The organism is Enterobacter cloacae complex sp. P24RS (assembly GCF_014982165.1).
GTDB lineage: Bacteria > Pseudomonadota > Gammaproteobacteria > Enterobacterales > Enterobacteriaceae > Enterobacter > Enterobacter quasihormaechei.
Window position 1 is genome coordinate 95,274 of record NZ_JADCKU010000017.1, and the last position, 15,734, is coordinate 111,007.

Below are 15,734 nucleotides of genomic sequence, written 5' to 3' on the forward strand. Positions count from 1 at the left end.
CCCGGCAGGCTTAGCGCTGCCGGGCATTAAGCATTAACCGGTGTTACGCATACCCGCCGCAACGCCGGCAATCGTCACCATCAGCGCCTGTTCAACGCGCGGATCCGGCTCTTTACCTTCCTCTTCCGCCAGGCGGGAACGGTGCAGCAGTTCAGCCTGTAAAACGTTCAGCGGGTCGGTGTAGATATTACGCAACTGGATTGATTCGGCGATCCACGGCAGGTCTTCCATCAGATGGGAATCGTTGGCGATATCCAGCACCACCTTGATGTCGCCTTCCAGCAGCTCGCGCAGCTCTTTACCCAGCGTCCACAGTTCTGGTTTCACCAGGCGCTGATCGTAGTATTCCGCCAGCCACAGGTCGGCTTTCGAGAAGACCATCTCCAGCATGCCCAGGCGAGTGGAGAAGAACGGCCAGTCGCGGCACATGGTTTCCAGCTCGCTCTGCTTACCGTCTTCCACCACTTTTTGCAGCGCCGCACCGGCACCCAGCCAGGCGGGCAGCATTAAGCGGTTTTGCGTCCAGGCGAAGATCCACGGAATGGCGCGCAGGGACTCGACGCCGCCGGTCGGGCGACGCTTGGCCGGACGTGAACCCAGCGGCAGTTTACCCAGCTCCTGCTCAGGCGTTGCTGAACGGAAGTAAGGCACGAAGTCTTTGTTTTCACGCACGTAGCCGCGGTACAGGTCGCAGGAGATGTCTGACAGCTCGTCCATGATGCGGCACCAGGACTCTTTTGGCTCCGGCGGCGGCAGCAGGTTCGCTTCCAGGATCGCACTGGTATAGAGCGACAGGCTGCTGATGGTCACTTCCGGCAGACCGTATTTGAAGCGGATCATCTCGCCCTGCTCGGTCACGCGCAGGCCGCCTTTCAGGCTTCCCGGTGGTTGAGAGAGCAGCGCCGCGTGAGCAGGTGCGCCACCGCGGCCAATGGAGCCGCCGCGTCCGTGGAACAGGGTCAGCTCAATACCGGCTTTCTCGCAGGTTTTGATCAGCGCATCCTGAGCCTGATACTGAGCCCAGGACGCCGCCATCACGCCCGCATCTTTCGCGGAGTCGGAATAGCCAATCATCACCATCTGTTTGCCCTGAATAAAGCCGCGATACCAGTCGATGTTAAGCAGCTGGGTCATCACGTCGTTGGCGTTGTTCAGGTCGTCGAGGGTCTCAAACAGCGGCGCGACAGGCAGAGCGTAGTCGATGCCCGCTTCTTTCAGCAGAAGGTGAACGCCCAGCACGTCGGACGGGGTTTTCGCCATGGAGATCACATAGGCGGCCACCGATCCTTTCGGCGCATCCACGATCGCTTTACAGGTGTTGAGCACTTCGCGGGTGTCATTGCTTGGCTCCCAGTTACGCGGCAGCAGAGGGCGCTTGGAGTTCAGCTCGCGGATCAGGAACGCCTGCTTGTCGGCTTCGGACCAGCTTTCATAGTCGCCGATGCCGAGATAGCGGGTCAGTTCGCCCAGCGCTTCGGTATGGCGGGTACTTTCCTGACGGACGTCGATACGCACCAGCGGTACGCCGAAACACTTCACGCGACGCAGGGTATCGAGCAGTTCGCCATTCGCAATGATGCCCATTCCGCAGGCCTGGAGCGATTTATAACAGGCATATAGCGGTTCCCAGAGCTGTTCGTTCTGGCTCAGCAGACCTTCTGGCTTCGGCAGGCGCTGGCCTTTCAGGCGCGCTTCCAGCCAGGCCTGAGTTGCAAGCAGCTGGCCGCGCAGTTTTTTCATCAGGAAACGGTACGGCTCGCTGGCACCTTCTTCACCGGCCAGCGCACGCAGTTCCGGCGTCGCTTCTACCATCGACAGCTCGGAGATCAGCACCTGAATATCTTTCAGGAACAGGTCGGTCGCTTTCCAGCGGCTCAGCAGCAGGACGTGACGGGTGATTTCCGCCGTCACGTTCGGGTTGCCGTCGCGGTCGCCGCCCATCCAGGAGGTAAAGCGAACCGGCACAAAGTCTACCGGCAGGCGATAGCCGAGGTTCTCTTCCAGCTGTTCGTTCAGCTCGCGCAGGTAGTTAGGCACCCCTTCCCACAGGCTGTTTTCCACCACCGCAAAGCCCCATTTGGCTTCGTCGACCGGGCTTGGGCGATGCTTACGAATTTCATCGGTGTGCCAGGACTGGGCAATCAGCTGGCGCAGACGGCGCATCAGCTGGTTACGTTCGTAGTCGGCAATGTCTTTGTTATCCAGCTGCTTCAGGCAGTTGTTCACTTCCACCATTTTGTGGATCAGCGTACGACGGGTGATTTCGGTTGGGTGAGCGGTCAGAACCAGCTCCAGCGAAAGGGATTCCACCGCGTTTTTGATGGTCGCTTCGTTGAGGTCGGGCTGGTCTTTGAGTTTACGAAGGGTGCGGGCAATGACTTCCGGGTTGCTGGCCGCTTCGCCTTTTGGCGAAATGCTGTGGTATTGCTCAGCGGTGTTTGCCAGGTTCAGGAACTGGCTAAAGGCGCGGGCAACGGGCAGCAGCTCATCGTTAGAAAGGTTCTGCAAGGTGGTGAGCAGCTCCTGACGATTGGCCTCGTTACCGGCACGGGAAGATTTGGATAGCTTGCGGATGGTTTCAACGCGGTCGAGGATGTTCTCCCCTAATGCGTCTTTGATGGTATCTCCAAGCACTTTGCCGAGCATGCTGACATTACTACGCAACGCGGAATATTGTTCGTTCATAAAAACCCAGTCACCCCATCATTTTTGTTTATGCCCAGGCGAAAATCTTCTGGACATTATTTTGTCATCTCCCTTTATAAAGCCACGTAAAACCCCCGTCGTCAATTGCTGCGAAAACGGTTCAGCAAACGAATAAATGCGGGCAATTTACGAAATTTAATTCGCTTCGCGTCAGATAAGAGATGCTTATGGGAATGTGACGGAGATCGCGGGATTTTCCCCTCTCCAGGGAGAGGGGAAGCGTCATTAATGCCAACAGAAGTGGTGCACAACCTGGGTAATCAGTTCGCGGGTGGGCTTGATGAAGCGGGTTTCCAGGTACTCATCCGGCTGATGGGCCTGGTTAATGGAGCCAGGACCAAGAACCAGCGTTGGGCACAGGGTCTGAATAAACGGCGCTTCGGTGCAGTAGTTCACAACGTCGGTTTTCTCGCCGAGCAGTTTTTCCACGACCTGAACCAGCTGATGGTCTGGCGGGCATTCGTAGCCTGGAATCGGCGGATGCAGTTCAGAGACCGTCAGGCGTCCCGGCCAGCGCTCGCTTACCGGAGCCAGCGCTTCGTTCAGCAGGCCATCCAGATCGCTCAGCGTCATGCCCGGCAGAGGACGAATATCCATATGCAGTTCGCAGCAGGCGCAGATACGGTTGGACGCATCGCCGCCGTGCAGGCTACCGAGGTTCAGCGTTGGATAAGGCACGGTAAACGCCTCGTAGTGATAACGCTCTTTCAAATCGTCGCGCAGGGTCATGATGCGGCCAATGGCGTCGTGCATCAGCTCAATGGCGTTCACGCCGCGCGCCGGATCGCTGGAGTGACCGGACTGGCCCAGCACGCGCACCGCGGTAGAAATATGGCCTTTGTGCGCACGAATCGGTTGCAGAGAGGTGGGCTCGCCGATGATCGCGCAGTCCGGGCGAATCGCTGTGTTTTCAGAGAAATAACGTGCACCCGCCATGCTGGTCTCTTCATCGGCGGTCGCCAGAATGTAGAGCGGCTTTTTCAGGGTTGTCACGTCCACGTCACGCAGCGCGTCGAGGATAAAGGCGAAGAAGCCTTTCATGTCCGCCGTGCCGAGACCGTAGAGCTTGTTGTCGTGTTCGGTCAGCGTGAACGGATCGCGCGTCCAGCGGCCATCGTCAAACGGCACGGTGTCGGTATGTCCTGCCAGCAGCAGGCCGCCCGCGCCGGTTCCGGTACTGGCGAGCAGGTTAAATTTGTGGCGTGTTCCAGGGACGGGCTGAACCTCAACGTTAAACCCAAGATCGCTAAACCAACCCGCCAGCAGATTGATTAAAGACTCATTGCTCTGATCCAGCGCTTCTTCCGTCGCGCTGATGGAGGGTGTGGCAATCAGGGCGCGGTAAATCTCGATAAATGGCGGTAAGTTCATTTTCATTGTTGACACACCTTAGGTCGTGATAGTATCAATATTCATGCAATAAATGTGAATAAAAATACATTAACGTTGAGCATAAAGGAACCCGATGTTGAATACGCTGATTGTAGGCGCTAGCGGTTATGCGGGCGCAGAGCTTGTAAGCTACGTAAATCGCCACCCTCATATGACCATAACCGCTTTGACCGTGTCAGCGCAAAGCAATGATGCCGGAAAGTTAATTTCTGATTTGCATCCGCAGCTTAAAGGCATTGTTGATCTGCCGTTGCAGCCGATGTCCGACATCAGCGAGTTCACCGATGGCGTTGACGTGGTGTTTTTAGCCACGGCGCATGAAGTCAGCCACGACCTGGCACCGCAATTTTTAGCGGCCGGCTGCGTGGTCTTTGACCTCTCCGGCGCGTTTCGCGTAAACGAAAGCGCGTTCTACGAAAAATATTACGGTTTCTCCCATCAGCATCCGGATCTGCTTGAAAAAGCGGTCTACGGTCTGGCGGAGTGGAGCGCCGATAAACTGAAAGAAGCGAACCTGATTGCCGTGCCGGGCTGCTACCCGACGGCGGCGCAGCTCTCCCTGAAGCCATTGATCGACGCCGGTCTGCTGGATCTGCACCAGTGGCCGGTGATCAACGCCACCAGCGGCGTGAGCGGAGCAGGGCGCAAGGCCGCTATCTCCAACAGCTTCTGCGAAGTGAGCCTTCAGCCGTATGGCGTGTTCAATCACCGTCATCACCCTGAAATCACCACGCATCTGGGCGCGGAGGTGATCTTCACCCCGCACCTCGGCAGTTTCCCGCGCGGGATCCTCGAAACCATTACCTGCCGCCTGAAGCCGGGCGTGACCCAGGCGCAGGTGAGCGAGGCCTTCACGCAGGCATACGCGGATAAACCGCTGGTGCGTCTGTACGACAAAGGCGTGCCGGCATTGAAAAACGTGGTTGGCCTGCCGTTCTGCGACATTGGCTTTGCCGTACAGGGCGAACATCTGATTGTGGTCGCCGCAGAAGATAACTTACTGAAAGGCGCTGCCGCGCAGGCAATGCAGTGTGCAAATATTCGTTTCGGCTTCCCTGAAACGCAGGCTCTTATTTAAGGTGTGATGATGAACCCATTAATTATCAAACTCGGTGGTGTGCTGCTGGACAGCGAAGAAGCGCTGGAGCGCCTGTTTACCGCGCTGGTGAACTATCGCGAATCGCACCAGCGTCCGCTGGTGATTGTGCACGGCGGCGGCTGCGTGGTGGATGAGCTGATGAAAGGGCTGAATCTGCCGGTGAAAAAGAAAAATGGCCTGCGCGTCACCCCTGCTGACCAGATTGACATCATTACCGGCGCGCTGGCGGGCACGGCGAACAAAACGCTGCTGGCATGGGCGAAGAAACACCATATCGCCTCCGTTGGCCTTTATCTGGGCGATGGCGATAGCGTGAAAGTAACCCAGCTCGACGAAGCGCTTGGCCATGTTGGACTGGCGCAGCCAGGTTCGCCTAAGCTGATTAACACCCTGCTGGAAGGCGGTTTTCTGCCGGTAGTGAGCTCTATCGGCGTGACCGAAGCGGGCGAGCTGATGAACGTCAACGCGGACCAGGCGGCAACCGCCCTGGCGGCCACGCTGGGCGCTGACCTGATCCTGCTCTCCGACGTGAGCGGCATTCTGGACGGCAAAGGCCAGCGTATTGCGGAAATGACCGCCGCAAAAGCCGAGCAGCTGATCGATCAGGGCATTATTACCGACGGCATGATCGTTAAGGTGAATGCGGCGCTGGATGCGGCGCGCACGCTGGGTCGCCCGGTGGATATCGCCTCCTGGCGCCACGCGGAGCAGCTTCCGGCGCTGTTTAACGGTACGCCGATTGGTACGCGTATTCTGGCTTAAGATTCTGTGCCGGATGGCGCTTCGCTTATCCGGCCTACGGGAATTTTGTAGGCCCGGTAAGCGCAGCGCCACCGGGCAAAAATATCATCATTAAGGAAATTCGTTATGGCACTTTGGGGTGGGCGTTTTACACAGGCAGCGGATCAGCGGTTCAAACAGTTCAACGACTCTTTGCGCTTTGACTACCGCCTGGCCGAACAGGATATCGTCGGCTCTGTGGCCTGGTCCAAAGCGCTGGTGACCGTTGGCGTGCTGACCGCAGACGAACAGCAGCAGCTGGAAGAGGCACTGAACAACCTGCTGGAAGAGGTGCGTCTGGATCCGCAGCAAATCCTCCAGAGCGATGCCGAAGATATTCACAGCTGGGTGGAAGGCAAACTCATCGACAAAGTCGGCCAGCTGGGTAAAAAACTGCATACCGGCCGTAGCCGTAATGACCAGGTTGCGACCGACCTGAAGCTGTGGTGCAAAGAGACCATAGGCGAACTGCTGGCGGCAAATCGTCAGTTGCAGGGCGCGCTGGTGGAAACCGCGCAGAACAACCAGGACGCGGTGATGCCGGGTTATACCCACCTGCAACGCGCGCAGCCGGTGACGTTCGCGCACTGGTGTCTGGCCTACGTTGAGATGCTGGCGCGTGATGAAAGCCGGTTGCAGGATACCCTAACGCGTCTGGACGTGAGCCCGCTGGGCAGCGGCGCGCTGGCCGGTACCGCATATGAAATCGACCGCGAGCAGCTGGCAGGCTGGCTGGGCTTTGCTTCCGCCACCCGCAACAGCCTGGACAGCGTCTCTGATCGTGACCACGTGCTGGAGCTGCTGTCGAATGCCTCTATCGGGATGGTGCACCTGTCGCGCTTTGCCGAAGACCTGATCTTCTTTAACTCTGGCGAAGCGGGCTTCGTGGAGCTGTCCGACCGCGTGACCTCAGGCTCATCCCTGATGCCGCAGAAGAAAAACCCGGACGCGCTGGAGCTGATCCGCGGCAAGTGCGGTCGCGTGCAGGGCGCGCTCACCGGCATGATGATGACCCTGAAAGGGCTGCCGCTGGCGTATAACAAAGATATGCAGGAAGACAAAGAAGGGCTGTTCGACGCGCTCGACACCTGGCTGGACTGTCTGCACATGGGGGCGCTGGTGCTGGACGGCATTCAGGTGAAACGTCCGCGCTGTCAGGAAGCGGCGCAGCAGGGCTATGCTAACTCCACCGAGCTGGCGGACTACCTGGTGGCGAAAGGCGTACCGTTCCGCGAGGCGCACCATATTGTGGGCGAAGCGGTAGTGGAAGCGATTCGTCAGGGTAAAGCCCTTGAAGCGCTGGCGCTGGCCGACCTGCAAAAATTCAGCGCGGTTATCGGGGATGACGTCTATCCGATTCTGGCCCTGCAATCCTGCCTGGATAAGCGTGCAGCGAAAGGCGGCGTATCGCCGAAGCAGGTGGCGCAGGCGATTGCGGATGCGAAAAACCGCCTGATTTGATGCCTGAAACGTCGGGTGGCGGCTTCGCCTGACCCGACCTACAAAACCCCAGCCCAACCCTGAGTTGGGCTTTTTTTTGCAAAAAAAAAGCGGACCACGGGGTCCGCAAAAGTTCACGTTGGCTTTAGTTTTTCGAGTTTTGAGAGAAACTCGCTGACGGTGCGGGGACGTCAAGGGTCAAACACGGCCGCCTCGTCTATGTGGCGTATTATTCAACAGAATGCTTGATAGGGATAATCGTTCATTGCTATGCTATCTATCGCCATGAACTATCGTGGCGACGGAGGATGAATAATGAATATTCGTGATCTTGAATACCTGGTAGCGTTAGCCGAGCACCGCCATTTTCGCCGCGCGGCAGATTCCTGCCACGTCAGCCAGCCTACCCTGAGCGGACAGATCCGCAAGCTGGAAGATGAGCTGGGCGTGATGCTGCTGGAGCGCACCAGTCGTAAGGTACTGTTCACCCAGGCAGGTCTGCTGCTGGTGGATCAGGCGCGCACCGTGCTGCGCGAGGTCAAAGTGCTCAAGGAAATGGCAAGCCAGCAGGGGGAGGCGATGTCCGGCCCGCTGCATATTGGCCTGATCCCAACCGTTGGCCCGTACCTGTTGCCGCAAATCATTCCAATGCTGCACCAGACGTTCCCGAAACTCGAAATGTACCTGCACGAAGCGCAAACCCATCAGCTGCTGGCGCAGCTGGACAGCGGCAAGCTCGACTGTGCGATTCTGGCGCTGGTCAAAGAGAGTGAAGCGTTTATTGAAGTCCCGCTGTTCGACGAACCGATGATGCTGGCGATCTATGAAGATCACCCATGGGCGAACCGCGATCGCGTGCCGATGGCCGATCTGGCCGGGGAAAAGCTGCTGATGCTGGAAGACGGCCACTGCCTGCGCGATCAGGCGATGGGCTTCTGCTTCGAAGCGGGCGCTGACGAAGATACCCATTTCCGCGCAACCAGTCTGGAAACGCTGCGTAATATGGTGGCGGCGGGAAGCGGTATTACGCTGCTGCCGGCGCTGGCGGTGCCGCACGAGCGTAAACGCGATGGCGTGGTCTATCTGCCGTGCATCAAGCCGGAGCCGCGTCGCACCATTGGTCTGGTTTATCGTCCGGGGTCACCGCTGCGCAGCCGCTATGAGCAGCTGGCAGAGGCCATCCGCGGTGCGATGGATGGCCATTTCGACAGCGCGTTAAAACAGGCGGTTTAAGCCGTTCAGCGCGGCTACCCGATAGGCTTCCGCCATGGTCGGGTAGTTAAAGGTGGTGTTAACGAAGTACTCAATGGTGTTGCCACCACCTTTTTGCTCCATGATCGCCTGGCCGATGTGAATGATTTCCGCCGCGCGTTCACCGAAGCAGTGAATACCGAGGATCTCTTTCGTCTCGCGATGGAACAGGATCTTCAGCGTACCCACGCTCATCCCCACGATTTGCGCCCGCGCCAGATGTTTAAACTGGGCACGACCCACCTCGTAAGGCACCTTCATGGCCGTCAGCTGCTGCTCGGTTTTCCCGACAGAACTGATTTCCGGAATGGTGTAGATGCCCGTCGGGATATCTTCGATCAGATGCGCCGTCGCTTCACCTTTCACCAGCGCCTGTGCGGCGATGCGGCCCTGATCGTACGCAGCGGAGGCCAGGCTTGGGTAACCAATCACGTCGCCCACCGCGTATACGTGCGGCAGCGCGGTCTGATACATGCTGTTGACCTTCAGCTGACCGCGGCTGTCGGTTTCGAGCCCGATATTCTCCAGCTGCAATGAATCCGTGTTGCCGGTACGACCGTTGGCGTACAGCAGGCAGTCTGCCTTCAGCTTCTTACCAGACTTCAGGTGCATGATCACACCGTCGTCGCAGCCCTCAATCTTCTCGTACTCTTCGTTGTGGCGAATCACCACGCCGCTGTTCCAGAAGTGGTAGGAGAGAGAGTCGGACATCTCCTGATCGAGGAACGCCAGCAGGCGGTCGCGGGTGTTAATCAGGTCAACTTTGACCTCCATTCCGCGGAAGATCGACGCGTATTCACAGCCAATCACCCCCGCACCATAGATGATCACATGGCGTGGCTCGTGATGCAGGCTGAGGATGGAGTCGCTGTCGTAAATGCGCGGGTGCGAGAAGTCCACGTCTGCCGGATGGTACGGACGGGAACCGCAGGCGATCACAAATTTTTCAGCGGTGAGCGTCTCAACCGAACCGTCGTGGCACTCCAGCGCCAGGGTGTGTTCATCCACAAAATGGGCGTTGCCTTGCAGAATTTCACAGTGGTTGCGCTCATAAAAACCCTGACGCATGCGCGTCTGCTGGTTAATGACCGTGTCTGCGTGATTCAGGATATCGGCAAAGGAGGAACGAAGAAGTCGGGAGTGGTCGCTGTAAAGTGGATTCTGGTTAAATTCGATAATGCGGCTAACGGCGTGGCGGAGGGCTTTCGAAGGGATGGTGCCCCAGTGGGTGCAACCGCCGCCAACATTATGGTAGCGCTCAATCACCGCTACTCTGGCTCCCTGTTTTACCAGACCCATAGCAGCACCTTCGCCGCCGGGGCCGGAACCAATAACTATTGCGTCGTAATCGTAGGAATGTGGCATGGCAAGGCTTACCTGTTCTTATACATAAAAGCAACAGAATCATAACATCATTGCCTGGGTAACCCAATTATCGTTGTGCTTTTTTCGGGCAGTGGGGCACAAACCGCGCGTAAACAATCATTCACAAAGCCAGGTAAACAGATTAATTTTATTCTCTGGTATAGTGCCAACGGGCCTTTGGAAGGATTCAACTATCGTGATGGGCGTAAGAGCACAACAAAAAGAGAAAACCCGGCGTTCGCTGGTGGAAGCCGCATTCAGTCAACTGAGTGCTGAGCGGAGTTTTGCCAGTTTGAGCCTGCGTGAAGTGGCGCGCGAGGCCGGGATTGCGCCAACGTCCTTCTATCGTCATTTCCGTGATGTGGATGAACTGGGCCTGACCATGGTCGACGAGAGCGGTTTAATGCTGCGCCAGCTTATGCGTCAGGCGCGTCAGCGTATCGCCAAAGGCGGCAGCGTGATCCGCACCTCCGTATCGACGTTTATGGAATTTATCGGCAATAACCCTAACGCGTTTCGCCTGCTGTTGCGTGAGCGTTCCGGGACGTCAGCCGCGTTTCGTGCCGCCGTCGCGCGTGAAATTCAGCATTTCATCGCGGAACTTGCCGACTATCTGGAACTCGAAAACCATATGCCGCGTGCGTTTACCGAAGCACAGGCTGAGGCGATGGTGACGATTGTGTTCAGCGCGGGTGCCGAAGCGCTGGACGTCAGCATTGAACAACGTAAGCAACTCGAAGAGCGACTGGTATTGCAGCTGCGGATGATTTCTAAAGGTGCGTACTACTGGTATCGCCGTGAACAAGAGAAGTTGGCACATCAAAACGATGAGTGAAGGTGAGTAATGAAACAGTCAGGTCAGGATAAAGGAACGCTGTTGCTGGCATTGATCGCTGGCTTATCCATTAATGGTACGTTTGCGGCGGTTTTCAGCTCAATTGTACCGTTCTCGATTTTCCCGATTATCGCGCTGGTGCTGACGGTGTACTGCCTGCATCAACGTTATCTGAACCGCACCATGCCTGTCGGGTTACCGGGGCTGGCCGCAGCCAGTTTTATCCTGGGTGTGCTGCTGTACAGCACCGTGGTGCGTGCGGAATACCCGGATATTGGCTCTAACTTCCTGCCTGCGGTACTGTCCGTGGCGCTGGTGTTCTGGATTGGCTCTCGTATGCGTAGCCGCAAGAGCCAGTTGCCAGAATAAAGGGTTTTGTCATTTTAGGCCGGATAAGCGAAGCGCCATCCGGCTTTTTTGGCAGGTGGCGCTTCGCTTACCTGCCCTACAAGATTCACATTACTTTGCAGTAAGCAGTACGCCGCACTCCATATGGTGCGTATACGGGAACTGATCGAACAGCGCCAGACGTTCAACCTTGTGCGTCTGGCTCAATGTTTCCAGATTCTTGCACAGCGTCTCCGGGTTACAGGAGATGTACAAAATACGCGGGTACGCCTGCACCATCTTCTCGGTTTCGCTATCCAGCCCGCTGCGTGGCGGATCGACAAAAATCGTCTCGCACTGGTAGCTCTTCAAATCAATGCCTTGCAGGCGGTTAAACTCACGTACGCCATTCATCGCCTGGGTGAACTCTTCTGCCGCCATACGAATGATTTGTACGTTATCGATGTGGTTAGCGGCGATGTTGTACTGCGCGGCCGCCACCGACGGTTTGGCAATTTCCGTCGCCAGCACGCGATCGAAGTTACGCGCCAGCGCCAGCGAGAAGTTACCGTTACCGCAGTACAGTTCCAGCAGATCGCCCGTCGACCCTTCCGTCGCGTTCAGCGCCCACTCCAGCATCTGCACGTTCATGGCGGCGTTCGGCTGGGTGAAGCTGTTCTCCACCTGACGGTAAACCATCTCTTTACCCGCTACCGGCAGACGCTCATCGACGTAATCCTGATCCAGCATGATTTTGGTTTTGGTCGCGCGGCCAATCAGGTGCACGTTGATGTTCTGCGCGCGCAGCGCATCGCGCAGGGCTTCGGCCTGCTCGCGCCACTCGTCGGTCAGCGCTTTATGATAGAGCAGAGAGACAATGGCCTGATTGCTTTGGGTGGTCAGGTAGTCAATCTGGAACAGCTTGTTGCGCAGCACTGGATTGTTGCGCACGCCGTCAATCATCAGCGTCATCAGCTGGTTTATCAGTTCACTTGCCGCCGGAAAACTGTCTACGCGAATGCGGGATTTCGTCTGCTGATCGAAAATGATGTGGTACAGGTCATCGCCATCGTGCCAGATGCGAAACTCGGCGCGCATACGGTAGTGGCTGGCCGGAGAACGAAACACCTCAGGAACGGGCGCGTTGAATGGCGTCATCATACTTTGCAGGCGGACAACTTTTTCTGCCAGCTGTGCGTCGTACTGTTCTGTCGGGAGGTGTTCTGGGGTCATGATGCATCCTGAGTGAGAAAGAATTACGCGGGGATTGTAGGGATTGTGCAGGGGATGTCCAGATTTAATGGCTAATAGCTATCTGGACATCTATACGTGTCTAATTGTAGCATTCTGTTTCCGGTCTCCTGAGAGTGAAAAGGGAATCCAGTGCAAATCTGGAGCTGACGCGCAGCGGTAAAGACTGGCGGGATGAGAGCTACAGACACTGTGAAAACGGGAAGTCTTCATCCATAAACGCCACCCAGCCCGAAGACCTGCCGGAACCACGTCGCATTTGGTTTCATCATCGCGTGCTATCGATGAGGCCTGCGGCATCCTTCTTATATTATGGATGCTTTAACAATGATTAAAAAAGTATCGCTGTTGACGGCGTTTTCCGTCACGGCATTTTCGGGCTGGGCGCAGGAAAGCGCTGACTCGTTGGTGGTGACAGCAAACCGTTTCGAACAACCGGCAAAAACTGTTCTGGCTCCGACATCCGTCGTGACGCGTGAGGATATTGAACGCTGGCAGGCAACAAGCGTTGTGGAAATCATGTCACGCCTGCCGGGCGTGGACATCGCACAAAGCGGTGGGATGGGGTCGACCTCTTCTACGTTTATTCGCGGTACGGAATCCCGTCATGTTCTGGTGCTGATTGATGGCATCCCCCTGAACAATGCCGGGATCAGCAACGTTCCCGACTTAAGTCAGATCCCGACCTCGCTGATTCAGCGTATTGAGTACATTCGCGGCCCGCGTTCGGCGCTGTACGGCTCCGACGCGATTGGCGGCGTGATTAACATCATCACCGGGCGCGATAAGCCGGGCGCAGAAATTTCGGCGGGCGTTGGTTCAAAGGGGTATCAAAACTATAACGGTGCCTTCCAGCAGGTGTTCGATAAAACGAAAATCACCATGGCCGGGGATTACACCTATACCCGTGGTTTTGATATTGCCGCAAAAGATGCCCCGCGCCAGCCAGACCGCGATGGTTTTATGAGTAAATCTCTGTTTGGCTCGGTGGAACAGCAGTTTACCGACAGCGTCAGCGGGTTCTTCCGTGGCTTTGGCTACGATAACCGCTCCGCGTACGACGGTTACGATCACTATGGCGCGACCGGCATTGACGGGCGTCCGGACACGCGTCAGGTCTATAGCCAGAACTGGGACACCGGGTTGCGTTACAACCAGGGTATCTTCCAGTCACAGCTGGTGGCAGGCTATGGCCGCAGCAAAGACCAGAACTATGATCCGAAAAAAGGCCGCTACGCTGACTCCGCAACCATGGATGACGTGAAGCAGTACACCACCCAGTGGCTGAATACGGTTGAAGTGGGGCACGGCAATATCGGCGCGGGTCTGGACTGGCAGAAGCAGAAAACCCAGGCGGAAACGGGCTATCTGGAAAAAGGTTACGAACAGCGTAACACCGGCGTGTTCCTTTCAGCGATGCAGCAGTTCAACAGCGTGACGCTGGAAGCAGCGGCGCGTAATGACGATAACTCTAACTTTGGCAACCATGCCACCTGGCAGACCAGCGCCGCATGGGAATTCATCGACGGGTATCGCATCATCGGTTCTTACGGCACAGCGTATAAAGCGCCGACCATGAGCCAGATCCACAGTAAGGATTACGGCAATCCGGACCTGAAGCCAGAAGAGAGTAAGCAGTGGGAAGGCGGTTTTGAAGGCCTGACGGGGCCGGTAAACTGGCGCGTGACGGGTTATCGTAATGATATTGATAACCTGATTAACAGCGACCCGCGGACTTACCGTTATTACAACGTGGATAAGGCTCGCATCAAAGGGATTGAGGCGACGGCGCAGTTCGATACCGGACCGGTAGGGCACCAAATTTCCTATGACTACGTTGACCCGCGCAATGCGAAAACCAACGAAGTCCTGGCGCGTCGCTCAAAGCAGCAGGTTAAGTATCAGCTTGACTGGCAGGTGTGGGACCTCGACTGGAATCTGGCGTACCGTTATCTGGGCACCCGCTATGACGTTGCCGTTGATCCCAATACCTATGCAACAGAACGCGTAAAAATGGGCGGTGTCAGCCTGTGGGATGTCGCGGTTTCATATCCTGTCACCTCTCATCTCACAGTTCGTGGTAAAATAGCCAACCTGTTCGATAAAGATTACGAGACAGTTTATGGCTACGAAACTGCAGGACGGGAATACACCTTGTCTGGCAGCTACACCTTCTGATCCGCGTCCCACCGTGCTGGTGTTTGATTCCGGCGTCGGTGGGCTTTCAGTCTATGATGAGATTCGGCAGCTCCTGCCGGATCTCCATTACATCTACGCCTTCGATAACGTCGCGTTCCCGTATGGGGAAAAGAGTGAAGACTTTATCGTTGAGCGCGTGGTTGAAATCGTTACCGCGGTTCAAAAGCGCTACCCCCTGGCGCTGGCGGTGATTGCCTGCAATACGGCAAGCACGGTCTCTCTTCCTGCCCTGCGCGAAAAATTCCCGTTCCCGGTTGTGGGCGTTGTGCCGGCAATTAAACCTGCTGCGCGCCTGACGGCGAACGGCATCGTGGGTTTGCTGGCGACGCGCGGTACGGTAAAACGTCCTTATACGCGCGAGCTTATTGAGCGCTTTGCCAATGAATGCCAGATCGCCATGCTCGGTTCCGCGGAGCTGGTGGAAATGGCGGAAGCGAAGCTGCACGGCGAGACGGTCTCGCTTGAAGAGCTGCGCCGCATTCTGCGTCCATGGCTGCGGATGCAGGAACCCCCGGATACGGTTGTTCTTGGATGTACCCATTTCCCGCTGTTACAGGAAGAGCTATTAAAGGTCCTGCCTGAAGGAACCCGGCTGGTAGATTCCGGTGCGGCGATTGCGCGTCGGACGGCCTGGCTGCTGGAACACGAGGCGCCGGATGCGAAATCAGCGGAAGCGAACATCGCTTTCTGTATGGCGATAACAAAAGAAACTGAACAACTTTTACCCGTTTTACAGCGTTACGGCTTCGAAACGCTCGAAAAACTGGCGCTGTAGCACGGTTTTGAGCAAAAAAGAGACGGTTGAACGTTTTTTTTCAAAGAGGGGTTGTCAACGTCTGAGAACTCCCTATAATGCGCCTCCACTGACACGGAACAACGGCTTACAGGCCGCCGGGACAGCGGGGTTCAGAGATGAACGCCAACAGAGAAAAGTAAAAATAATTGCTTGACTCTGAATGAGGAAAACGTAATATACGGGACCTCGCAACGGTGAGCTGAAAGCCGCGTTGCAACTGCTCTTTAACAATTTATCAGACAATCTGTGTGGGCACTCAAAGTGACATGGATTCTTAATGTCCTCGGACACTA

The 15,734-nt window shown here is 56.5% G+C and carries 12 protein-coding genes and 1 riboswitch; of the genes, 8 read left to right on the plus strand and 4 right to left on the minus strand.

Features of this window, described 5'->3' with window-relative positions; translation table 11 throughout:
* Nucleotides 1–33: 33 nt before the first annotated feature.
* Together ppc and argE are read right to left on the minus strand one after the other, a co-directional pair.
* Complete coding sequence (gene ppc, locus INF58_RS17375) at nucleotides 34–2,685, minus strand: phosphoenolpyruvate carboxylase (protein WP_107534213.1); 2,652 nt, start codon at nucleotides 2,683–2,685, stop codon at nucleotides 34–36.
* A gap of 246 nt (nucleotides 2,686–2,931) precedes the next feature.
* Entirely contained in the window at nucleotides 2,932–4,083 is a 1,152-nt protein-coding gene (gene argE / locus INF58_RS17380; RefSeq protein ID WP_058610676.1) for an acetylornithine deacetylase, read from the minus strand.
* 88 nt (nucleotides 4,084–4,171) lie between these two features.
* Between argE and argC the strand changes: the two genes are divergently transcribed.
* The 4 genes from argC (at nucleotide 4,172) to oxyR (ending at nucleotide 8,650) form a co-directional block, all read left to right on the plus strand.
* A complete protein-coding gene (gene argC / locus INF58_RS17385; protein WP_193528173.1) occupies nucleotides 4,172–5,176 on the plus strand; it encodes an N-acetyl-gamma-glutamyl-phosphate reductase in 1,005 nt (334 codons plus the stop codon).
* 6 nt (nucleotides 5,177–5,182) lie between these two features.
* Entirely contained in the window at nucleotides 5,183–5,959 is a 777-nt protein-coding gene (gene argB / locus INF58_RS17390) for an acetylglutamate kinase (protein ID WP_102750811.1), read from the plus strand.
* A gap of 105 nt (nucleotides 5,960–6,064) precedes the next feature.
* Nucleotides 6,065–7,438, plus strand: coding sequence for an argininosuccinate lyase (gene argH / locus INF58_RS17395; protein ID WP_063865468.1), 1,374 nt, complete (start codon nucleotides 6,065–6,067; stop codon nucleotides 7,436–7,438).
* Nucleotides 7,439–7,732: 294 nt separating this feature from the next.
* A complete protein-coding gene (gene oxyR / locus INF58_RS17400; RefSeq protein WP_003862055.1) occupies nucleotides 7,733–8,650 on the plus strand; it encodes a DNA-binding transcriptional regulator OxyR in 918 nt (305 codons plus the stop codon).
* Here the strand turns inward: oxyR and sthA are convergent.
* Complete coding sequence (gene sthA / locus INF58_RS17405; RefSeq protein WP_003862057.1) at nucleotides 8,633–10,033, minus strand: Si-specific NAD(P)(+) transhydrogenase; 1,401 nt, start codon at nucleotides 10,031–10,033, stop codon at nucleotides 8,633–8,635. The two genes, oxyR and sthA, sit on opposite strands and share 18 nt — an antisense overlap.
* A gap of 196 nt (nucleotides 10,034–10,229) precedes the next feature.
* Here sthA and fabR point away from each other — a divergent pair, with 196 nt between their 5' ends.
* Both fabR and INF58_RS17415 read left to right on the plus strand, forming a co-directional pair.
* Complete coding sequence (gene fabR, locus INF58_RS17410) at nucleotides 10,230–10,868, plus strand: HTH-type transcriptional repressor FabR (protein ID WP_003862059.1); 639 nt, start codon at nucleotides 10,230–10,232, stop codon at nucleotides 10,866–10,868.
* Between the two features lie 9 nt (nucleotides 10,869–10,877).
* Nucleotides 10,878–11,237, plus strand: coding sequence for a YijD family membrane protein (locus tag INF58_RS17415; protein WP_006808647.1), 360 nt, complete (start codon nucleotides 10,878–10,880; stop codon nucleotides 11,235–11,237).
* A gap of 90 nt (nucleotides 11,238–11,327) precedes the next feature.
* Here the strand turns inward: INF58_RS17415 and trmA are convergent, their stop codons facing one another.
* Entirely contained in the window at nucleotides 11,328–12,428 is a 1,101-nt protein-coding gene (gene trmA / locus INF58_RS17420; RefSeq protein WP_193528174.1) for a tRNA (uridine(54)-C5)-methyltransferase TrmA, read from the minus strand.
* A gap of 104 nt (nucleotides 12,429–12,532) precedes the next feature.
* Nucleotides 12,533–12,708, plus strand: a riboswitch (cobalamin riboswitch).
* A 65-nt stretch (nucleotides 12,709–12,773) separates the two neighbouring features.
* Here trmA and btuB point away from each other — a divergent pair.
* A complete protein-coding gene (gene btuB, locus INF58_RS17425) occupies nucleotides 12,774–14,624 on the plus strand; it encodes a TonB-dependent vitamin B12 receptor BtuB (RefSeq protein ID WP_193528175.1) in 1,851 nt (616 codons plus the stop codon).
* Nucleotides 14,569–15,420, plus strand: coding sequence for a glutamate racemase (gene murI / locus INF58_RS17430; protein ID WP_032608099.1), 852 nt, complete (start codon nucleotides 14,569–14,571; stop codon nucleotides 15,418–15,420). Before btuB ends, murI begins: the two co-directional genes overlap by 56 nt.
* Nucleotides 15,421–15,734: the final 314 nt, after the last annotated feature.